The sequence below is a fragment of the Variovorax sp. TBS-050B genome (assembly GCF_029893635.1).
Lineage (GTDB): Bacteria > Pseudomonadota > Gammaproteobacteria > Burkholderiales > Burkholderiaceae_C > Variovorax.
Window position 1 is genome coordinate 1,089,122 of record NZ_JARXYR010000002.1, and the last position, 19,410, is coordinate 1,108,531.

18 protein-coding genes and 1 pseudogene are annotated in these 19,410 nt (G+C 70.7%); 12 read left to right on the top strand and 7 right to left on the bottom strand.

Translation table 11 applies throughout. From position 1 onward, the window contains the following. The first annotated feature begins 61 nt into the window (after window positions 1-61). The 3 genes from M2165_RS08215 to M2165_RS08225 all read left to right on the top strand — a co-directional run bounded on the left by M2165_RS08215 (window position 62) and on the right by M2165_RS08225 (window position 2,931). Window positions 62-487 (top strand): organic hydroperoxide resistance protein, encoded by a 426-nt coding sequence (locus tag M2165_RS08215; RefSeq protein ID WP_280814169.1) that lies wholly within the window; start codon window positions 62-64, stop codon window positions 485-487. 241 nt (window positions 488-728) lie between these two features. Then, window positions 729-1,853: a DUF2855 family protein gene (locus M2165_RS08220; RefSeq protein ID WP_280814170.1), complete on the top strand. Its 1,125-nt coding sequence runs from the start codon at window positions 729-731 to the stop codon at window positions 1,851-1,853. A 37-nt stretch (window positions 1,854-1,890) separates the two neighbouring features. Beyond that, complete coding sequence (locus tag M2165_RS08225) at window positions 1,891-2,931, top strand: serine/threonine protein kinase (protein ID WP_280814171.1); 1,041 nt, start codon at window positions 1,891-1,893, stop codon at window positions 2,929-2,931. Here M2165_RS08225 and M2165_RS08230 read toward each other — a convergent pair. Next, a complete protein-coding gene (locus M2165_RS08230) occupies window positions 2,922-3,809 on the bottom strand; it encodes a LysR family transcriptional regulator (protein WP_280817496.1) in 888 nt (295 codons plus the stop codon). The two genes, M2165_RS08225 and M2165_RS08230, sit on opposite strands and share 10 nt — an antisense overlap. A 93-nt stretch (window positions 3,810-3,902) precedes the next feature. Here M2165_RS08230 and M2165_RS08235 point away from each other — a divergent pair. From M2165_RS08235 to M2165_RS08245, 3 genes and pseudogenes are all read left to right on the top strand, one after another. Then, window positions 3,903-5,643, top strand: a pseudogene (locus tag M2165_RS08235) (acyl-CoA dehydrogenase family protein). 121 nt (window positions 5,644-5,764) lie between these two features. After that, a complete protein-coding gene (locus M2165_RS08240) occupies window positions 5,765-6,691 on the top strand; it encodes a tripartite tricarboxylate transporter substrate binding protein (protein WP_280817497.1) in 927 nt (308 codons plus the stop codon). A gap of 241 nt (window positions 6,692-6,932) precedes the next feature. After that, entirely contained in the window at window positions 6,933-8,072 is a 1,140-nt protein-coding gene (locus M2165_RS08245) for a CoA transferase (protein WP_280814172.1), read from the top strand. On the opposite strand, the gene M2165_RS08250 is transcribed toward M2165_RS08245, so the two are convergent. From M2165_RS08250 to M2165_RS08260, 3 genes are all read right to left on the bottom strand, one after another. Continuing rightward, window positions 8,069-8,596 (bottom strand): hypothetical protein, encoded by a 528-nt coding sequence (locus M2165_RS08250; RefSeq protein ID WP_280814173.1) that lies wholly within the window; start codon window positions 8,594-8,596, stop codon window positions 8,069-8,071. The two genes, M2165_RS08245 and M2165_RS08250, sit on opposite strands and share 4 nt — an antisense overlap. Beyond that, window positions 8,593-10,632 carry a molecular chaperone HtpG gene (htpG, locus tag M2165_RS08255; RefSeq protein ID WP_280814174.1) on the bottom strand — a complete coding sequence of 680 codons (2,040 nt, stop codon included), beginning with the start codon at window positions 10,630-10,632 and terminating at the stop codon, window positions 8,593-8,595. The genes M2165_RS08250 and htpG overlap by 4 nt, the downstream gene beginning before the upstream one ends. A gap of 207 nt (window positions 10,633-10,839) precedes the next feature. Further along, window positions 10,840-11,754: a LysR family transcriptional regulator gene (locus M2165_RS08260; protein WP_280814175.1), complete on the bottom strand. Its 915-nt coding sequence runs from the start codon at window positions 11,752-11,754 to the stop codon at window positions 10,840-10,842. A gap of 99 nt (window positions 11,755-11,853) precedes the next feature. Here M2165_RS08260 and M2165_RS08265 point away from each other — a divergent pair, with 99 nt between their 5' ends. Together M2165_RS08265 and aqpZ are read left to right on the top strand one after the other, a co-directional pair. Further along, complete coding sequence (locus M2165_RS08265; RefSeq protein ID WP_280814176.1) at window positions 11,854-12,867, top strand: NAD(P)-dependent alcohol dehydrogenase; 1,014 nt, start codon at window positions 11,854-11,856, stop codon at window positions 12,865-12,867. 158 nt (window positions 12,868-13,025) lie between these two features. Next, window positions 13,026-13,730, top strand: coding sequence for an aquaporin Z (gene aqpZ, locus M2165_RS08270; protein ID WP_280814177.1), 705 nt, complete (start codon window positions 13,026-13,028; stop codon window positions 13,728-13,730). Window positions 13,731-13,763: 33 nt separating this feature from the next. On the opposite strand, the gene M2165_RS08275 is transcribed toward aqpZ, so the two are convergent. The 3 genes from M2165_RS08275 to M2165_RS08285 form a co-directional block, all read right to left on the bottom strand. Beyond that, window positions 13,764-14,102: a hypothetical protein gene (locus M2165_RS08275; protein WP_280814178.1), complete on the bottom strand. Its 339-nt coding sequence runs from the start codon at window positions 14,100-14,102 to the stop codon at window positions 13,764-13,766. Window positions 14,103-14,260: 158 nt separating this feature from the next. Continuing rightward, window positions 14,261-14,917: a response regulator transcription factor gene (locus M2165_RS08280; RefSeq protein WP_280814179.1), complete on the bottom strand. Its 657-nt coding sequence runs from the start codon at window positions 14,915-14,917 to the stop codon at window positions 14,261-14,263. A gap of 91 nt (window positions 14,918-15,008) precedes the next feature. After that, window positions 15,009-15,830: a pseudouridine synthase gene (locus M2165_RS08285; RefSeq protein WP_280814180.1), complete on the bottom strand. Its 822-nt coding sequence runs from the start codon at window positions 15,828-15,830 to the stop codon at window positions 15,009-15,011. A gap of 142 nt (window positions 15,831-15,972) precedes the next feature. On the opposite strand from M2165_RS08285, the gene M2165_RS08290 reads away from it, so the two are divergent. From M2165_RS08290 to M2165_RS08305, 4 genes are all read left to right on the top strand, one after another. Continuing rightward, complete coding sequence (locus M2165_RS08290) at window positions 15,973-17,112, top strand: glycosyltransferase (RefSeq protein ID WP_280814181.1); 1,140 nt, start codon at window positions 15,973-15,975, stop codon at window positions 17,110-17,112. After that, on the top strand, window positions 17,109-17,603 hold the full coding sequence (locus M2165_RS08295; RefSeq protein ID WP_280814182.1) for a hypothetical protein: 495 nt from the start codon (window positions 17,109-17,111) through the stop codon (window positions 17,601-17,603). Before M2165_RS08290 ends, M2165_RS08295 begins: the two co-directional genes overlap by 4 nt. Beyond that, a complete protein-coding gene (locus M2165_RS08300) occupies window positions 17,600-18,175 on the top strand; it encodes a tyrosine-protein phosphatase (protein ID WP_280814183.1) in 576 nt (191 codons plus the stop codon). The genes M2165_RS08295 and M2165_RS08300 overlap by 4 nt, the downstream gene beginning before the upstream one ends. Before the next feature lie 66 nt (window positions 18,176-18,241). Then, window positions 18,242-19,363, top strand: a complete 1,122-nt coding sequence (locus M2165_RS08305) for a zinc-binding dehydrogenase (protein ID WP_280814184.1) — start codon at window positions 18,242-18,244, stop codon at window positions 19,361-19,363. The last annotated feature ends 47 nt before the right edge of the window (window positions 19,364-19,410 follow it).

The window sequence follows — 19,410 nt, forward strand, 5'->3', positions numbered from 1 at the left end:
GCGCACCGGCCAGCCCCTTTTTTCTCTCCCCTCCACCCAACCACAGAAGGAAATCACCACCATGACCACCAAGCTCGACAAGGTTCTCTACACCGCCGAAGCCCACACCGTGGGCGGCCGCGACGGCGCCGGCAAGTCCAGCGACGGCGCCATCGACGTCAAGCTCAGCTCGCCCGGCTCGGGCAAGCCCGGCACCAACCCCGAGCAGCTGTTCGCGGTCGGCTATGCCGCCTGCTTCATCGGCGCGATGAAGGCCGTGGGCCCGAAGATCGGCGTGAAGGTGCCCGACGACGTGGCCATCGACTCCAGCGTCTCGCTCGGCCCGACGAACGGCGGCGCCGCCTACGGCATCGCGGTCAAGCTCGCGATCACGCTGCCCGGCCTCGATGCCGAAGCCAAGCAGAAGCTGGTCGACACCGCCCACCAGGTCTGCCCGTACTCGAACGCCACGCGCGGCAACATCGACGTCGAACTGACGATCGCTTGACGGGCTCGCCCCCTCCAACCCCTCCCGGGGGCAACACCTGAGGCCCGGCAAAGCCGGTTCCTCGGTGTTCTCTTGAAGGCGGCTCATGCGAGGCGGCGGCCCGGCCACGAGCCGGGCCGCCTTTTTTCTTTCTTGCCTCGCCGATGTCCCACGGGTGACGCCGAAAGCCGCCGCGCGATGGCGCGTTTCACCAAGCTTGGCTAATGTGGCCGGCCCATCTTCACCGACTGGAGACCGCGCCATGAGCACCACCACCAGCCTGCTGATCCGCAAGGAAGAACTCTCGTCCACTCGCCTGCACACCGCCACCGACCAGCCGCTCGCCGAGGGCCAGGTGCGCGTGCGCATCGACAGCTTCGCGCTCACGGCCAACAACATCACCTATGCCGCCTTCGGCGACGCGATGAACTACTGGCAGTTCTTCCCGACCGGCGAGGAAGGCTGGGGCTGCATTCCCGTCTGGGGCTTCGCGAGCGTGGTGCAGTCGCTGCATCCGGGCGTGGCGGTGGGCGAGCGGCTCTACGGCTACTGGCCGATGGCGAGCGGCGCGGTGCTGAGCCCGGAGCGCCTCTCGCCCGAGCGCTTCGGCGACGGCGCGGCGCACCGTGCGGCGCTGCCCGCGGTCTACAACCAGTACTTCCGCTGCCAGGCCGATCCGCTCTACACCGCCGACACCGAGGACGTGCAGGCACTGCTGCGGCCGCTCTTCATCACCTCGTGGCTGATCGACGACTTCATGGCCGACAACGACTTCTTCGGCGCCCGCACCCTGCTGCTGTCGAGCGCGTCGAGCAAGACGGCCTACGGCACCGCGTTCCAGCTGCACCAGCGCGAAGGCATCGAGGTGATCGGACTCACCTCGCCGGGCAACGTGGCCTTCTGCGAAAGCCTGGGCTGCTACCACCGCGTGCTGACCTACGACGCGATCGATGCGCAGATCGCGGCCGACACGCCCTGCGTGTACGTCGACTTCGCGGGCGACGGGCCGCTGCGCGCAGCGATCCACGCGCGCTTCGCGGACCACCTCAGGTACAGCTGCTCGATCGGCGGCACGCACCTCGAACAGCTCGCCGCCAAGGGCGCGGGAAAGAGTCTTGCGGGCCCGCGCGCCACGCTGTTCTTCGCGCCGGCGCAGATCAAGAAGCGCACCGCCGAATGGGGCGCCGACGCGTTCGGCCGCCGCATGACGGCGGCCTGGCAGAACTTCATCGCCGCGGTGACGGACGCGCGCCAGCCCTGGCTGCGTGTCGCGCACCACCACGGCGCCGAGGCCGCGGCGGCCGCCTATGCGCAGGTGCTGGCCGGCCGGGGCGATCCGCGCATCGGGCACATTCTTTCGCTGCGGGAGCGGCCCGGGGGCTTGTGAGCGCACGGCGCGGGCGGCAGGTAGCGACAATCGCCGCATGACCCCTTCCTCCCCCGCAGCGCCCGCCAACACCCATCCCTACGAGAGCCTCACGCCCGACGTGGTGCTCGACGCGCTGGCAACGCTCGGCCTGCATGGCGACGGCCGCCTCACCAGCCTGAACTCCTACGAGAACCGGGTCTACCAGGTGTACCTGGAGGACCGCAGCGCCGTGGTGGTCAAGTTCTACCGGCCCGAACGCTGGAGCGAGGCCGAGATCCTCGAGGAGCACGGCTTCTCGCTCGAGCTGGCCGCGGCCGAAGTCCCGGCGGTGCCGCCGCGGGCCTTCGACGGCCGCACGCTGCACCACCACGCCGGCTTTGCCTTCAGCGTGAGCCCCTACCGCGGCGGCCGTGCACCCGAGCTCGACGATTTCGAGGTGCTCGAATGGGTGGGGCGCTTCCTCGCGCGCATCCACACCGTGGGCAGCGCCCGGCCCTTCGAGGCGCGGCCCGCGCTCGACATGCAGAACTTCGGCACCGCCTCGCGCGACTGGCTGCTCGGCCACGACAAGATCCCGCTCGACGTGCAGCGCGACTGGGAAAAGGCCTGCAACGAGGCGCTCGAGATGATCGCCGCCACGCCGCTCGCAGCCGCCGCGCCGAACGCGGGCGACTTCCAGCCGCGCAAGCTGCGGCTGCACGGCGACGTGCACCCGGGCAACATCCTCTGGACGCCCACCGACCGGCCCGAGGGCGGCCCGCACTTCGTCGACCTCGACGACGCGCGCACCGGCTTCGCGGTGCAGGACCTGTGGATGCTGCTGTCGGGCGAGCGCGCCCAGCGCACCGCGCAGCTCTCGGGCCTGCTCGACGGCTACGAGCAGTTCCGCGAGTTCGACCGCCGCGAGCTCGCGCTGATCGAGCCGCTGCGCACGCTGCGGCTCATCCACTACAGCGCCTGGCTCGCGCGGCGCTGGGAAGACCCGATCTTCCCGATCAACTTCCCGTGGTTCGGTTCGAGCGACTACTGGAAGGGCCAGATCCTCGTGCTGCAGGAGCAGTGCGAGCAGATGGCCGAGGAGCCGCTCTACGCCTGAGGCACCGCCTCGGCCACGCCTTCCAGCAGCCGCTCGACCAGCGGACCGACCGGCCCCGCGCGCCAGACCCCGTAGGCCTCCGACTGCGCGACGGCCCGGTCCAGCGGGCGGAACACCGCGCCGGGCAGTGCCGAATGGCGCATCGCCTGCGGCACCAGCGCCACGCCCAGGCCCTGCGACACCAGCGAGACCACCGCGAGCCAGTGGCGCACCTCGTGCCGCACCTCGGGCTGGAAGCCGGCCTCGGCGCAGATCGAGAGGATGCGCTCGTGGTAGTCGGGCGAGACCTCGCGCGAGAACAGCACGAAGGGCTGCGCACGCAGGTCGGCCGGCGCCAGCACGCGCTTGCGCGCGAGCGCGTGGCCGGCCGGCAGGCAGCAGACAAAGGGTTCCGACAGCAGCAGCCGGTGCTGCAGTTCGGGCGGCATGCGGGCGGTGTGGACGAAGCCGAGATCGAGCCGGTCGTGCAGCAGCTCGGCGATCTGCAGGCCCGAGTTGAGTTCGGCCAGCGTGATGCGCACCGCCGGATGCCGCGCCTGGAACGCGCGCAGCGCCTGCGGCAGGCCGCGGTACAGCATCGCGCCGACGAAGCCGATGCGCAGCCGCCCGGCCGAACCGGCCGCGACGTCGCGCGCCTCGAGCGCGGCCTCCTCGGCCTGCCGCAGCAGCCGCCGCGCGGAAGCGCGCAGCGCCTCGCCCGCGGGCGTGAGCCGCACTTCCTTGCTGTTGCGCTCGAACAGGCGCGCGCCCACCGAGTCTTCGAGCTGGCGGATCGCCACCGACAGCGGCGGCTGCGAGATCGACAGCCGCCGCGCGGCGCGGCCGAAGTGCAGCTCTTCGGCGAGCACGGAGAAATAGCGCAGGTGCCGGAGTTCCATCAATAGCCAGATCGAATCGAACAAGACCTATTCGATATTAGACACGGATCGCAGCCCTGCGAACAATGCGGCGGAAACCAGGAGACGACTTCGATGCCGACCGAAACCGCGGCCGCCGCCCAGGCGCAGGCCACGCCGCACGCCCATCCCATTCCCGACCGCCACGGCCAGAACCTGTTCACCGCCGACGCGGGCTTCGGCGAGCTGCTCGCGCTCTACCTGCCGGCCGACCTGCTGCGCCACATGCAGCCGCACTTCGAGCGCCTGGGCGGCCTCGCGGGCGGCCTGCTCGACGAGCTCGCCGGCACGGCCGACCGCCATCCGCCGGTGCTGCGCCAGCGCACGCGCACCGGGCTCGACGAGCAGAAGATCATCAAGCACCCGGCCTACGTCGAGATGGAGCGCCTCGCGCTGAGCGAGTTCGGGCTGGCCGCGATCTCGCACCGCGAGGACACGCTGGGCTGGCAGGGCCGCATGCCGCCGCTGGTCAAGTACGTGCTGACCTATCTCTTCGTGCAGGCCGAGTTCGGCCTGTGCTGCCCGGTCTCGATGACCGATTCGCTCACGCGCACGCTGAAGAAGTTCGGCAGCCCGGACCTGGTCGCCAAGTACCTGCCGCGCCTGACCTCGCTCGACTTCGATGAACTGGCCCAGGGCGCGATGTTCATGACCGAGCAGGCCGCGGGTTCCGACATCGCGGCCACCGCCACGCGCGCCGCGCGCCAGCCCGACGGCAGCTGGCGCCTCTCCGGCGACAAGTGGTTCTGCTCCAACCCCGATGCCGACTTTGCGATGGTGCTCGCACGCGCCGAGGACGGCGCCGAAGGCATGAAGGGCGTGTCGCTCTTCCTGCTGCCGCGCCGGCTCGACGACGGCCGCCTCAACCACTACCGCATCGTGCGCCTGAAGGACAAGCTCGGCACGCGCTCGATGGCGAGCGGCGAGATCCGGCTCGAGGGCGCGGTCGCCTACCTCGTGGGCGAGGAAGGCCGCGGCTTCGTGCAGATGGCCGACATGGTCAACAACTCGCGGCTGTCGAACGGGGTGCGCGCCGCCGGCCTGATGCGCCGCGCGGTGGGCCGAGGCCGAGTACATCGCGGCCGAGCGCCGCGCCTTCGGCCGCACGCTGGCGCAGATGCCGCTGATGCAGCGCCAGCTCGACAAGCTGCGCGTGCCCGCCGAGCAGGCGCGCACCATGGTGTGCCAGACCGCGCAGGCGCTCGCGCGCGCCGACGCGGGCGAAGCCGATGCCTACGCGCTGCTGCGCATCCTCACGCCGCTCATCAAGTTCCGCGCCTGCCGCGATGCGCGCAAGGTCACGGGCGATGCGATGGAAGTGCGCGGCGGCTGCGGCTACATCGAGGAATGGAGCGACCCGCGGCTGGTGCGCGATGCGCACCTGGGCTCGATCTGGGAAGGCACGAGCAACATCGTCGCGCTCGACGTGATCCGCGCGGTGAAGCGCGAAGGCTCGCTGCCGGTGCTGCGCGCGCACTGCGAGGCGCTGCTCGCCGATGCGGCGCGTTCCCCGGCGCTCTCGCCCGCGTTCGCGAAGGCCCTGCGCGATGCGCTGGCGCGCGCCGCGGCACTGACCGAAACCGCCGCGCGCGAGGGCGGCGACGCGCTGGCGCGGCAGGCGGCCTCGGCGCTCTACCACTGCACGAGCGCGATCGCGATGGCCTGGGAGGCCGCGCGCACCGGCTCTGCCGCGCGGCTGCGCTGGGCGCAGCTCGCGCTCGCGCACCGCGTGCTGCCGCGCGATCCGCTGATGCCCGACGCGCTGCCGGCCGAATGGAATCCCGGCGTGGCACGCGCCGACGCGGCCGTCGCCTGACGCAGGCCGCCATCCCTCAAAAAGACAGACCTCACCGGAGACAAACTTGCGCCCTCTTCTTCGCACCCTTCTTCTTTCGCTGCGCCTCCCCGCCGCCGCATGCACCGTGCTGCTCGCGGCCATGCCGGCCGCGCAGGCCGCCGAACCCTTTCCTTCCAAGCCGGTGATGCTGGTGGTGCCCTTCCCGCCCGGCGGGCCGACCGATGCGATGGCGCGCACGCTCGCGGCCGAGATGAAGGACCGCCTCGGCCAGCCGATGATCGTGGAGAACCGCGCCGGTGCCGGCGGCAACATCGGGGCCGACTACGTCGCGCGCGCCGAGGCCGACGGCCAGACGCTGCTCTTCGGCACCTCGGGCCCGCTCGCGATCAATTCGAGCCTCTACCGCAAGATCAGCTACGACCCGGTCAAGAGCTTCGCCCCGGTGATCCAGGTTGGCCACCTGCCGAACATCCTGGTGGTGCATCCCTCCGTGCCCGCGAAGGACGTGCGCGAACTCGTCGCCTATGCCAAGGCCAACCCGGGCAAGCTCAGCTATGCCTCCTCGGGCAACGGCGCGTCGTCGCACCTCGCGGGCGTGCTGTTCAACTCGGTCGCCGGCACCGACCTGCAGCACGTGCCCTACAAGGGCACCGGGCCGGCGCTCAACGACCTGCTCGGCGGCCAGGTGCAGATGACCTTCACCGACATCCTCACCGCGCTCCCCTACGTCAAGACCGGCAAGCTGCGCGCGCTCGGCGTGGCCACGGCCGCGCGTTCGCAGGCGCTGCCCGAGGTGCCGACGATCGCCGAGCAGGGCTACAAGGGCTATGACGTGAGCGTGTTCTTCGGCATCGTCGCGCCGGCCGGCACGCCCGCGGACCGCATCGGCAAGCTCAACCAGGCGTTCGCCGAAGTGCTCGGCTCGCCCAAGGTGAAGCAGATGTTCGCGGCGCAAGGCCTCGAATCGGCGGCCGACACCTCGCCGCAGAAGCTCGGGCAGTTCATCGCCAGCGAGTCTTCGAAGTGGAAGGACGTGGTGAAGAAGTCGGGGGCGCAGCTCGATTGACATGGCTTGCGTTCAGGGCGCGCTCCCGCCGACGGTGGGAGCGGATCAGAGCACTGGTTGATCGGCCGCAAACCAGCCGCGTGCCCCGTGCACAGGGCATCGGGTGCTCCCCGCAGCGAAATAAAGGAGGAGCCGAAGGCGGGGGACATTCGCGGAGGGGAGTACCCGGTGCCCTGTGCACGCGCCCCGAACACGCGCTCCGAACACGTCTCCTGAAAAGCACACAAACGAAACAAAGCCAATGACAAGCACCCCAGGCGCCCTCGCAGGCATCCGCGTCCTCGACATCTCCCGCATCCTCGGCGGTCCCTACTGCGGCCAGATCCTCGGCGACCATGGTGCCGACGTGCTCAAGGTCGAACCCCCGCAGGGCGACGACACCCGCACCTGGGGCCCGCCGTTCAAGGACGGCGTGGCTTCGTACTACCACGGCCTCAACCGCAACAAGCGCGTGCAGCACCTCGACCTGGCCACCGACGACGGCCGCGCCGCGCTGCTCGCGCTCGTCGCCGAGGCCGACGTGCTGATCGAGAACTTCAAGGCCGGCACCATGGAACGCTGGGGCATCGGCTTCGACGTGCTCTCGCAGCGCTTTCCGCGCCTCGTGTGGTGCCGCGTCTCCGGCTTCGGCACCGACGGCCCCCTCGGCGCCCTGCCCGGCTACGACGCCGCGGTGCAGGCCATGACCGGCATCATGAGCATCAACGGCGAGGCCGAGGGCGGCCCGCTGCGCGTCGGCCTGCCGGTGGTCGACATGGTGACCGGGCTCAACGCCGTCATCGGCGTGCTGCTCGCGCTGCAGGAGCGCCAGAAGAGCGGCCGCGGCCAGCTCGTCGAGGCCGCGCTCTACGACAGCGGCCTCTCGCTGCTGCATCCGCATGCGGCCAACTGGTTCATGGATGGCACCGCGCCCCGGCGCACCGGCAACGCGCATCCCAACATCTATCCCTACGACGCACTCGCCACCGGCACCGACCCCGTGTTCGTCGCCGTCGGCAACGACCGCCAGTTCGCGAGCCTGTGCCGCTGCATCGGCCTGCCCGAGCTGGCCGACGATCCGCTCTACCAGACGGCCGGCGCGCGCTCGGTGCACCGCGCCGGCCTCAAGCAGCGGCTCGAGGCCGCGCTGGCGGCGTTCGACGGCCGCGCGCTGGTCGAGCAGCTCATGGCCGCCGGCGTGCCCGCCGCGCCGGTGCTGCCTGTGGACGCCGCACTCGAACATCCGCACACGGCACACCGTGGCATGGTGGTGGAGATGGAAGGGGGCTACCGTGGCATCGGCGCGCCCGTGAAGCTCGGGCGCACGCCCGCGAGCTACCGGCATGCGCCGCTGACGCCGGGCAGCACGTTCCTGCCCGCAGGCGGACCTGACGAAGGCTAAGGCGCGATCGGATTGAAGGGCGTGCCGAGCTCGCGCGCAGGCGCAGGCGCGGTGGCCGCCCTGGGCGTGCGGTAGACCACGCGCACCGGCGCTACCGGCGCAGCCGCCGCGGCCGTCGTGGCCGCCGTCGCGGGGGCCGGCCCCACGGCCAGTGCGGGCCCGACGGTGGTGGTGGCGACCGGCGCCGCAGCGGCCTTGCCCGCGTTGGGATCGTGCAGCACCACGCTCTTGCCCACGCCCACGCCGGTGCCGATCGGGCCGATGCCCACGCCGACACCCACCCCCGCGGTGCCGGCCACCACGCCCGTGTTGTTGACCGACACGCCCGCGCCGAGCGGGCCCCAGCCGGTGTTCAGGCCGACCGAGAAATTGCCGTCCTTCGTGGCGCCGAGCCCGAGCGAGAGTCCCGGCACCAGCGGAATGCCGACGTGATAGTGCGAACAGCCGCCCACCAGCAGCAAGGGCAGTGCCGCCACGGCCACGGCGGCCGTGCGAACGCCTGCGGTGCGCGGCCGGGGCGTCACACCAGGAGCGCGTTGACGCGCCTCACGTAGGCCGCGGGATCGGCCGGCAGGCCGCCTTCGGCCAGCAGCGCCTGGTCGAACAGGATGTTGGCAAGGTCGTCGAAATGCTCGGAGCCTTCGAGCTTCTTCACCAGCGCATGCTCGGCGTTGACCTCGAGCACCGGCTTCAGGTCGGGCGCGGGCTGGCCGGCCTGCTTGAGCATGCGCGCGAGCTGCGTGCTCATGCCGCCGTCCTGCACCACCAGGCAGGCGGGCGAATCGACCAGGCGCGTGGTCACGCGCACGTCCTGGGCCTTGTCCTTGAGCGCTTCCTTGAGCTTCTCGAGCATCGGCTTGAACGATTCGGCCGCTTCCTCGGCCGCCTTCTTCTCGGCCTCGTCCTGCAGCTTGCCCAGATCGACCGCGCCCTTGGCCACGCTCTGCAGCGGCGTGCCGTCGAACTCGGTGAGGTAGTTGAGCGCCCACTCGTCGACGCGGTCGGTCATCAGCAGCACCTCGATGCCCTTCTTCTTGAAGACCTCGAGCTGCGGGCTGTTCTTGGCGGCGGCCAGCGTGTCGGCCGTGATGTAGTAGATCGCGTCCTGGCCGTCCTTCATGCGCGCCTTGTAGTCGGCGAAGCTCACGCTCACGGTGTCGCTGGTGGTCGACGCGAAGCGCAGCAGCTTGGCGATGCGGTCGCGGTTGGCGAAATCCTCACCCAGGCCTTCCTTGAGCACGGCGCCGAACTCGGCATAGAACTTCGCGTACTTGCCCGATTCGTCGGCCGCTGCCGCGGCGGCTTCGGCCGCGGTGGGCGCGTTCTTGTCGACCACGTCGGTCACGCCTTCGGTCGGCTCGGGCGCGGGCACCGATTCGCCCGAGCCCACGTCGATGCGGCCCTCGCCGCTCTCCGGGCCGGTCTTCTGCTTCTTCGCGAGGTCCTCGAGCATGCCGAGCACGCGCTTGGTGCTGCCCTCGCGGATGGCCTTCACGTCGCGGCTTTCCTGCAGCAGCTCGCGGCTCACGTTGAGCGGCAGGTCGGACGAGTCGATCACGCCCTTCACGAAGCGCAGGTAGCTCGGCAGCAGCGCCTCGGCGTCGTCCATGATGAAGACGCGCTTCACGTAGAGCTTGACGCCCGCGCTCTTGTCGCGGTTCCAGAGGTCGAACGGCGCCTTCGAGGGGATGTAGAGCAGCTGCGTGTACTCGGTGCTGCCCTCCACGCGGTTGTGGCTCCAGGCGAGCGGCGCCTCGAAGTCGTGGCTGATCGCCTTGTAGAACTCCTCGTACTGCTCGGGCGTGATGTCCTTCTTGTTGCGGCTCCAGAGCGCATTGGCCTTGTTGACCGTTTCCCATTCGCCGGTCTTGACCATGTCGCCCGGCTGGTCGTTCTCGCCGTCCTTCCATTCCTCCTTCTCCATGAGGATGGGCAGCGAAATGTGGTCGGAGTACTTGCCGACGATCTGCTTGAGCTTCCAGGCGTTGAGGTATTCGTCGGCGTCCTCGCGCAGGTGCAGCGTGATGCGCGTGCCGCGCTCGGCGCGCGTGATGTCGTCGACCTCGAAGTCGCCCGCGCCGCCGCTCGTCCAGCGCACGCCCTGCTCGGGCGGCAGGCCCGCGCGGCGCGATTCGACCGTGATCTTGTCGGCCACGATGAAGCCCGAATAGAAGCCCACGCCGAACTGGCCGATGAGCTGCGCGTCGGCCTTCTGGTCGCCGCTGAGCTTGCTCATGAAGTCCTTGGTGCCGCTCTTGGCGATGGTGCCGAGGTTGTCGATCGCCTCCTGGCGCGACAGGCCGATGCCGCGGTCGGTGATGGTGATGGTGCGCGCGGCCTTGTCGAAGGACAGGCGCACGTCGAGTTCGGGCTGGTCTTCGTAGAGCTCGGGATGGTCGATGGCCTCGAAGCGCAGCTTGTCGCAGGCGTCCGAGGCATTCGAGATCAGTTCGCGCAGGAAGATTTCCTTGTTGGAGTACAGCGCATGCGTGACGAGGTGCAGCAGTTGCGCGACTTCAGCCTGGAACGGGAGTTTGGTATGGGAAGAGGAATCGGCCATTTGAACCCAGTGATTGCTAAGCGAAAAAATTCTAAGCCGTGCGCTCCGGCGGAACCCACCGGCTTATCAACTCTGCGAGTTGGGGCTTCCGATGCGGATCACAAGAGGCCCTTCGTTGACGATTTCACGCCCGGCCGGGCGGCCCGTTCATCATGCCCCGCACCGTGTGACCGGAGCGAGAACCAAAGTCGTCGCGGCATTGCGCACTCAGCGCGCCGCGAGCAGCGGCGGCAGATGCTCCGCCAGCCAGTCGATCACCACGCGCGTCTTGTGCGGCAGGTAGCGGCCCGCCGGGCGGATCACGTGCAGTTCGAAGCCGAAGGGCCGCGGCTCCTCGAAGACGCGTTCCAGCGTGCCCGCCGCCAGTGCATCGGCCGCGAGCCAGGCCGGCAGGCGCGCCAGGCCCATGCCGCCGATGGCGGCTTCGAGCAGCACCTCGGCGCTGTCGCAGCGCAGGCGCGAAGGCGGCGTCGCCTCGACCAGCCGGCCCTCGGCATCGTGGAAGCGCCAGGACGAGACCTGCCCGTCGCGCGCATAGACCACCGCCTCGTGCAGGGGGCCGGTCAGGTCGGCAATGCCCGACGGCCGCCCGCGCTCGGCCAGGTAGGCGGGTGCGGCGCACAGCACCATCCACTGCGCGCCCAGCGGCCGCGCGACCAGTTCGGCGGTGTCGGGCAGCTCGCCGCTGCGGATCGCGAGATCGATGCCGTCCTCGGCCAGGTCCACGCGCCGGTCGTTGAACGAGAGTTCGAGCACCAGCTGCGGATGCCGGCGCGCGAGCGCGAGCAGCAGCGGCCCCACCTTCAGCCGCCCGAGCATCGCCGGCATGCTCAGGCGCACCAGCCCGGCCGCGGTGCTGCGCGCCGCATCGGCCAGCGCCTCGGCCGCATCGAGCTCCGCGAGCGCGCGCCGGCAGCGCTCGTAGTAGCCGTGGCCTTCGGCCGTGAGGCTCTGGCTGCGCGTGGTCCGCAGGAACAGCCGCGTGTCGAGCCGCGCCTCCAGCCGCGCAATGCTCTTGGCGACCGCCGAGCGCGTGACGTGCAGCCGCTCGGCCGCCCGCGCGAAGCTGCCGGCCTCGACCGCGGCGACGAATTCCTCGATACCCTGCAGGCGCTGGCTCATTGGATACTTTTCAGAAACTCGAAGACGAAAATTATCCACCAATGGATAGCGCTACTCGCCAATAGCATGAAGCCTTCTTTTTTCAACGGAGGCCTTTTCATGCAAACCCGACAAACGCTCCGGCGCTGGCAACTCGCTTCCTTCGGCCGCGACCAGCTCGAACAAGTGGCGTCAGAGCCGCTCCCCACGCCCGGCCCGGGCCAGCTCCTCGTGCAGGTGGGCGCGGTGTCGCTCAACTACCGCGACCTGCTGATGGTGCGCGACGGCATGGGCATGTCCTTCCCGCTGCCCTTCACGCCCGGCTCCGACATGGCCGGCACCGTGCTGGCCGCCGGCCCCGGCGTGCACCGCTTCGCCGAGGGCGACCGCGTGATCAACACCTTCTGGGGCGGCTGGATCGACGGGCCCTGGCATGCCGGCGCGGTGCTCGCCGGCGGTCCCGGGCCGGGCATGCTGGCCTCGCACGTGCTGATCGACCAGGAATGGGCCGTGGCCGCGCCCGCCACGCTCGACTTCGCCCAGGCGAGCACGCTGCCCTGCGCCGGCCTCACCGCCTGGTTCGCGCTGGCCGAGACCGGCGCGCTGCGCCCCGGCCAGACCGTGCTGATCCACGGCACCGGCGGCGTCGCGCTGTTCGGCCTGCAGCTCGCGCGGCTGCATGGCGCGCGCGCGATCGTGGTCACCGGCAGCGCGGACAAGCGCGCCGAGGCGCTCGCGCTCGGCGCCACCGAGGTGCTGATGCGCGACAGCGACTGGCCCGCCGAGGTGCGCCGGCTCACGCAGGGCCGCGGCGCGGACCATGTGCTCGAACTCGCCAGCGGCCCCCACCTCGACCGCTCGCTGCAGGCGGCGGCACAGGGCGGCCGCGTCTCGATCATCGGCATGCTCGGCGGCGAGACCCTCAGCGCTTCGTTCTACGCGATGGTGCTCGGCCGCATCACGGTGCAGGGCATCGGCGTGGGCCACCGGCGCGCGCTCGAGGACCTGGTGCGCGCGGTCGAGGTCAATGCGCTCGAACCGGTGATCGCGGCGCGCTACGACTTCGATGCGCTGCCGGAGGCGCTCGACCATCTGGCGCGGGGGGCGTTCGGCAAGGTGGTGGTCGTGCTCTGAGCCGTCTCGCCTTGCACGGCGGCCGCGAAAGATGGGCGATTTGTGAACAGGTTCCGCCCACCGCGAGTTATTTCACAAAGCACGCGTGTTCCGTTCCTAGAATCCGCCCGCGCCATGACCATGGGCGCACTTCAACAACGATTCGAGGATGGAGAAACATGGAACACAGCACTTACAAAAAGTGGGCCGCGGAGTTCATGGGTACTTTCTGGCTCACCTTCGGCGGCTGCGGCAGCGCGGTGCTGGCGGCGGGCTTTCCCGAACTCGGCATCGGCTTTCTCGGCGTCTCGCTGGCCTTCGGGCTGACGGTGGTGACCGGGGCCTATGCGCTGGGCCCGATCTCCGGCGGCCACTTCAATCCGGCGGTGTCGATCGGCCTGGCGGCCGCGGGTCGCTTCAAGGCGTCCCAGCTCGCGGGCTATGTCGTCGCGCAAGTGCTCGGCGCCATCGCGGCCGCGGGCGTGCTCTACCTCATCGCCACCGGCAAGCCCGCCGCGGAGATCGGCGGCTTCGCGACCAACGGCTTCGGCGAGCACTCGCCCGGCAAGTACGGCATGACCGCGGCGCTGGTCTGCGAGGTGGTGCTGACCGCGGTGTTCCTGATCGTGATCCTCGGCGCCACCGCCAAGCGCGCGGCCGGCGGCTTCGCAGGGCTCGCGATCGGCCTGTGCCTCACGCTGATCCATCTGATCTCGATCCCGGTGACCAACACCTCGGTCAATCCGGCGCGCAGCACCGGGCCGGCGCTGTTCGGACCCTCGTACGCGGTGTCGGAGCTGTGGCTGTTCTGGGTCGCGCCGATCGCGGGCGCCGTGATCGGCGCGCTGATCTACCGCGCGCTGCTCGCGAGCAGCGACGACTGAACGGGAACGGGAGCGGGAAGGAACGGGCGCCGCTCAGAGCCCGGTCGCCGACTGCACGCGCGGCAGCGCGGTCGACTGGCCGATGGACTCGGTGCCGCTCGGATGCGCGGCGGCATAGGCGCCGGCCTCGATCTCGGCCACCGGCAGCGTCGAGTTCATCGCCGGCGCGCTGGTCGACTGGCCGATCGATTCGGTGCCGGCCGGGCGCGCGGCGGCCATCGCGCCGGCCTGCACCTCGGGGTTCTCGGGCGAACGCATCTGCAGCGGGTGGTAGTCCGAGCCGTCCATCGTCTCGGCCGAGGCATGGACGGTGCCGAAGGCCGTGAACGCGGCCACGGTGCCGAGGGCAAGAAGCTGGAAGGGCATGCGCATGATGAGGTCTCCTGGTGATGAATGGCCCTGCCCACTCTAGGCCGCGAGACTGAGCCGGCCGTGAGCGAAGTCTTAGCCCGGCGTGAGCGCCGAGCGGCAGCGCCGCACCACGAAGGCGCCGCGCGAACGAGGCCTCGGCATCGAGCGCGGCCGCGCCCTCACTGCGGCACGCGCCAGCCGAGCCCGCGCACGTTGCGGATGGCCCCGGCGCCGAGCTTGCGGCGCATGCCGTGGATCAGCACGTCGATGGCGTTGCTCGTCACTTCCTCGCCCCAGCCGTAGATGCGGTTCTCGAGCTGCTCGCGCGAGAGGACGGCGCCGGGCCGCTCGAGCAGCGCATGCAGCAGTGCGAACTCGCGCGCCGTCAGCGCCTCGCGCACGCCCTGCACCACGACCTCGCGCGTGGTCAGGTCGAGCTGCAGCACGGCGCCGCCGATCAGCGAGTGCGCGGCGCCGTCGCGCCGGCGCACCACGGCGCGCATGCGCGCCAGGAGCTCGCGGAATTCGAAGGGCTTGCGCAGGTAGTCGTCGGCGCCGATGTCGAGGCTGTGGATGCGGTCTTCCAGCCCGCCGCGCGCGGTGAGCACCACGACCGGCGTGGCGTCGCCGCGTTCGCGCGCGCGCCGCAGCACCTCGGTGCCGTCCTGGCGCGGCAGGCCCAGGTCGAGCAGCACGCAGGTGTAGCCGCCGTCGGCCAGCGCGCTCTGCGCGAGCTCGCCGTCGCGCACCCAGTCGGCCGACCAGCCCGCGCCGTCGAGCGCCTGCTTCAGGCTGCGCCCGATCGTCTCGTCGTCTTCCACCAGCAGCACACGCATCGCATCGCCCCTTCGTCGCTGCGCGGGCCGCCATGCCTGCGCCGTGGCGCAGCCTGCTGCCGGATTCTTAGGCCAGCCTGAGCGCCGGCGCTCAGAAGCGCTCGTGCGGCGCCAGGTAGCGCCACTGCCCCACCGGCAGGTTGCCGAGCATCACCTTGCCGATGCGCACGCGCTTCAGGCCCACCACCTTGAGGCCGACGAGCTCGCACATGCGGCGGATCTGGCGCTTCTTGCCTTCGGTGAGCACGAAGCGCAGCTGCTCCGGGTTCTGCCATTCGACGCGCGCGGGCTTGAGCGCCTGGCCGTCGAGGCTGAGGCCGTGGCGCAGCTTCGCGAGCATGGCGCGCGGGAACACCGCCTGCACGTTGGTGGTGACCGGGTCCTCGTCGTCCAGGCGCACGAGCTGCCCGGTGGGCGCCGGCTGGCCGAGGCCGTGGTAGGCCACGCGCACGAGGTATTCCTTCTCCATCACCGAGTCCTCGCCGATGAGCTGGCGCGCGATGCGGCCGTCCTGCGTCATCACGAGCAGGCCGGTGGAGTCGATGTCGAGCCGGCCGCAGGGCGCGAGGCCGCGCAGCTGGCTCGCGTTGAAGAAGAAGCGCGCGTTGTCCTCGGCCCAGCGGTTCTGCGGCGTGAACAGCGTGACCGCCGGTTCGTGGCCGTCCTCGGCCTGTCCGCTGACGTAGCCGATGGGCTTGTTGATGAGGATGGTGACCTGGCTCGCCTGCTGGCCCTTGGCCGCCTTGTCGATCTCGATGCGGTCGGCGGGCGTGACCTTGACGCCCATCTCGGCCGGCCGGCCGTTCACCTTCACCCAGCCGTTGGCGATCCAGTCGTCGGCCTCGCGGCGCGAGCAGAGGCCGAGCTCGGCCATGCGTTTGTTGAGGCGGATCGGTGCGGTGGCGTCGGTCATGGGGAAGAAGGAGGGCGCGGTCGGGCGACGCGCGGCAGCGGGCATTTTCGCCCATGGCCGCGGCCCGCGAGACGTGTCTTGCGCCGTGGCGATAATGCGCCCGAATGACGCGCCAACGCCCCGCCGGCGGCCCCGGACCTGCATGACCCAAATCCTGATCCTCAGTGTGAGTGCCGGCAACGGCCACGTGCGCGCCGCGCAAGCCCTCGAAGCCGCCATCGCCGCGACCCCGCCGCACACCGCGGTGCACATCGACGCCATGGCCCATGTGAACGGCGGCTTCCGCAAGGTCTACACCGACTGGTACATCCAGCTCGTGAACCGCGCGCCCGAGCTCTGGTCGTACCTGCACCAGCGCACCGACGCCACGCCGCACCATGCGCCCTCGCAGCGGCTGCGCCGCGGCATCGAGCGCCTCTCCACCGGCGCCCTGGTGCGCGAGCTGCGCCGCGCCAAGCCCGCCGCGGTGATCTGCACCCACTTCCTGCCGGCCGAGCTTCTGATGCGCGAGCGCAACCGCGGCCGCATCGACTGCCCGGTGTGGCTGCAGATCACCGACTACGACCTGCACAACATGTGGCTGGTGCCGGGCATGACGGGCTATCTCGCGGCCACCGAGGAAGTGGCCTTCCGGCTGCGCGCGCGCGGCATTCCGGCCGAGCGCATCCACGTGACCGGCATTCCGGTGATGCCGGCCTTCTCGGAACCCGATGCGCCCGCGCTCGCGCGCGATGCCTGCGCCGCGGCGCTCGGGCTCGATCCGGCGCGGCCGGTGCTGCTGATGGTCTCGGGCGGTGCCGGCGTGGGCGACCTGCCGAGCATGGTCGAGCGCGTGCTCGGCCCTGGCGGCGACAGCGGCTTCCAGGTGATCGCCGTCGCGGGCCGCAATGCCGACGCGCACGCCCGGCTGCAGGCGCTGGCGGCGCGCCATCCCGGCCGCGTGGTCGCGATCGGCTTCACGAGCGAGATGCACAGGCTCATGGCCGCCGCCGACCTGGTGGTGACCAAGCCGGGCGGCCTCACGGTGTCGGAGTGCCTCGCGCTCGGCAAGCCGATGCTGCTGATCTCGCCCATTCCGGGGCAGGAGGAGCACAACGCCGGCTTCCTGATGGAGGAAGGCGCGGCCTGGCTCGCCTACGACGCGATCGGCCTCGACTACAAGGTCGCGCGCCTGATGGCCGATCCGGCCAAGCTCGCGTCGATGGCGGCGCGCAGCCGCGCGCTCGGCAAGCCCCGGGCCGCGGCCGCGGTGCTGCGCCACGTGCTGGGGCAGGCCGGATGAGCGGCCCAACGGAAAGAACGGGCATCGCCCGCACCCTGGGCTACCTCGCATGGGTGGTGGTGATGGCCTTCTTCTTCGCCAATGCCGAGATCCAGATCGAGGGCGGCGCGGGCTGGGCCACGTCGCTGCCCACGTGGCGCATCGAGAACAGCATCTGGCTCGACCTGTTCTGGGGCGGCCGCGCGATGACCGGCTACCACGCCTGGGTCTTCACCTTCATGGCGCTGGTGTTCTTCGCGCCGCTGGCCTTCAACGGGCGCTGGACCTGGCGCGACGCGGGGCTCGCCGTCGTCGGCCTCATCGTGTTCTGGGTCTGCGAGGACTTCCTCTGGTTCATGATCAACCCGGCCTTCGGCTGGGCGCGCTTCAACCCGGTCGATGCCTTCTGGCACAAGCACTGGCTCTGGGGCGCGCCGGTCGACTACTGGGGCGGGCTGGCCGTGGCCTGCGTGATCCTGCTCGTGCGGCACCGGCCGGGGCGCGCGCGATGAGGATGCCCAAGCGCAAGCACCGCCGGCAGCAGGAAGCCGCCGCGCGCGCCGTGCCGCGCCCCGGCCACTGGGCCGATCCGCTCGACGTGCTCGGCGTCGAGAACCTGCACCGCATCACGCCCACGCTGTACCGCAGTGCGCAGCCGCGCATCGGCAACGTGGCGGCGCTCCGGTCGCTCGGCATCCGCACCATCGTGAGCCTGCGTTCCTTCAACGACGACCGCGCAGTGTTCGCGGGCCACGACATGCGGCTGGTGCGCGTGCCGATCAACACCTGGGCCATCGACGACGCGAAGGTGCTGCGCGCGCTGGCGGCGATCCGCGAAGCCGAGAAGCACGGGCCGGTGCTGATCCACTGCATGCACGGCGCCGACCGCACCGGCGTGGTCGCGGCCGCCTACCGCATGGCGGTGCAGGACTGGGACAAGGAGAGCGCGCGCCTGGAGATGCTGCGCGGCGGCTACGGCTACCACACGGTCTGGCGCAACATCCCGCGCTACCTCGATCGCTTCGACCCCGAGAAGATGCGCCATGCGCTCGCGCAGGCGCCGGCGATTCCCCAAGTGTCCTGAAGGCGGCAGCGGCGCCCGCGAGCCGCTCCTATACTGGCCGGCCCCTCGATCCACGGAAGGCCCGCCATGGCACTGCAACTGCGCTCCCTGATCCGCGCGAGCGGCGAACTCGAACTCTCGCTGCACGACGTGCCGATGCCCGAACCGCAGCCCCACGAGGTGGTGATCCGCGTCGAGGCCGCGCCGATGAATCCCTCGGACCTGGGCCTGCTGTTCGGCGCCGCCGACATCGGCACCGTCAAGGCGTCGGGCACGCCCGAGCGCCCGGTCGTCACCGCCACCGTGCCCGAGCGCGCCATGCCCGCCATGGCCGCGCGGCTGGACCAGTCGATGCCGGTCGGCAACGAGGGCGCGGGGGTGGTCGTCCAGGCCGGTGCATCGCCGGCCGCGCAGGCGCTGCTCGGCAAGACCGTGGCGGCAATCGGCGGCGCGATGTATTCGCAGTACCGCGCGGTCGCCGCGGCGCAGTGCCTCGAACTGCCCGCGGGCACCACGCCGGCCGAGGGCGCCTCATGCTTCGTCAACCCGCTCACCTCGCTCGGCATGGTCGAGACGATGCGCCGCGAGGGCCACGAGGCGCTGGTGCACACCGCAGCCGCCTCCAACCTGGGCCAGATGCTCAACAGGATCTGCCAGAAGGACGGCATCGCGCTGGTCAACATCGTGCGCAAGCCCGAGCAGGAGGCGCTGCTGCGCGGCCTGGGCGCGAAGTACGTCTGCAGCACCGCCTCGCCCACCTTCCTCGACGACCTGACCGATGCGCTGGCCGAGACCGGCGCCACCCTCGCCTTCGACGCCACCGGCGGCGGCAAGCTCGCGGGCCAGATCCTCGGCTGCATGGAAGCGGCGCTGAACCGCAACGCGAAGGAGTACAGCCGCTACGGCTCGACCACGCACAAGCAGGTCTACATCTACGGCGGCCTCGACCGCGGTCCGACCGAGTTCGTGCGCAACTTCGGCATGGCCTGGGGCATGGGCGGCTGGCTGCTGTTCCCCTTCCTGCAGAAGATCGGCGACGAAGGCGTGCAGCGGCTGCGCGCGCGCGTCGTGGCCGAACTCAAGACCACCTTCGCAAGCCACTACACGCGGGAGGTGTCGTTCCACGAGGCGCTGCAGCCCGATGCGATCGCGGTGTACGGCCGGCAGGCGACGGGAGAGAAGTTTCTGTTGAACCCTAACAAGGGCTGAGAAATCGGGCAGCCGGACGCAGAGGACGCGAAGGTTTCGCGAAGGAC

Bases quoted from the DNA above. Each gene is read 5' to 3' on its own strand.
- M2165_RS08215 (WP_280814169.1), top strand. From the start codon at position 62: ATGACCACCAAGCTCGACAAGGTTCTCTACACCGCCGAAGCCCACACC.
- M2165_RS08220 (WP_280814170.1), top strand. From the start codon at position 729: ATGAGCACCACCACCAGCCTGCTGATCCGCAAGGAAGAACTCTCGTCC.
- M2165_RS08225 (WP_280814171.1), top strand. From the start codon at position 1,891: ATGACCCCTTCCTCCCCCGCAGCGCCCGCCAACACCCATCCCTACGAG.
- M2165_RS08230 (WP_280817496.1), bottom strand. From the start codon at position 3,809: ATGGAACTCCGGCACCTGCGCTATTTCTCCGTGCTCGCCGAAGAGCTG.
- M2165_RS08240 (WP_280817497.1), top strand. From the start codon at position 5,765: ATGCCGGCCGCGCAGGCCGCCGAACCCTTTCCTTCCAAGCCGGTGATG.
- M2165_RS08245 (WP_280814172.1), top strand. From the start codon at position 6,933: ATGACAAGCACCCCAGGCGCCCTCGCAGGCATCCGCGTCCTCGACATC.
- htpG (WP_280814174.1), bottom strand. From the start codon at position 10,632: ATGGCCGATTCCTCTTCCCATACCAAACTCCCGTTCCAGGCTGAAGTC.
- M2165_RS08260 (WP_280814175.1), bottom strand. From the start codon at position 11,754: ATGAGCCAGCGCCTGCAGGGTATCGAGGAATTCGTCGCCGCGGTCGAG.
- M2165_RS08265 (WP_280814176.1), top strand. From the start codon at position 11,854: ATGCAAACCCGACAAACGCTCCGGCGCTGGCAACTCGCTTCCTTCGGC.
- aqpZ (WP_280814177.1), top strand. From the start codon at position 13,026: ATGGAACACAGCACTTACAAAAAGTGGGCCGCGGAGTTCATGGGTACT.
- M2165_RS08275 (WP_280814178.1), bottom strand. From the start codon at position 14,102: ATGCGCATGCCCTTCCAGCTTCTTGCCCTCGGCACCGTGGCCGCGTTC.
- M2165_RS08280 (WP_280814179.1), bottom strand. From the start codon at position 14,917: ATGCGTGTGCTGCTGGTGGAAGACGACGAGACGATCGGGCGCAGCCTG.
- M2165_RS08285 (WP_280814180.1), bottom strand. From the start codon at position 15,830: ATGACCGACGCCACCGCACCGATCCGCCTCAACAAACGCATGGCCGAG.
- M2165_RS08290 (WP_280814181.1), top strand. From the start codon at position 15,973: ATGACCCAAATCCTGATCCTCAGTGTGAGTGCCGGCAACGGCCACGTG.
- M2165_RS08295 (WP_280814182.1), top strand. From the start codon at position 17,109: ATGAGCGGCCCAACGGAAAGAACGGGCATCGCCCGCACCCTGGGCTAC.
- M2165_RS08300 (WP_280814183.1), top strand. From the start codon at position 17,600: ATGAGGATGCCCAAGCGCAAGCACCGCCGGCAGCAGGAAGCCGCCGCG.
- M2165_RS08305 (WP_280814184.1), top strand. From the start codon at position 18,242: ATGGCACTGCAACTGCGCTCCCTGATCCGCGCGAGCGGCGAACTCGAA.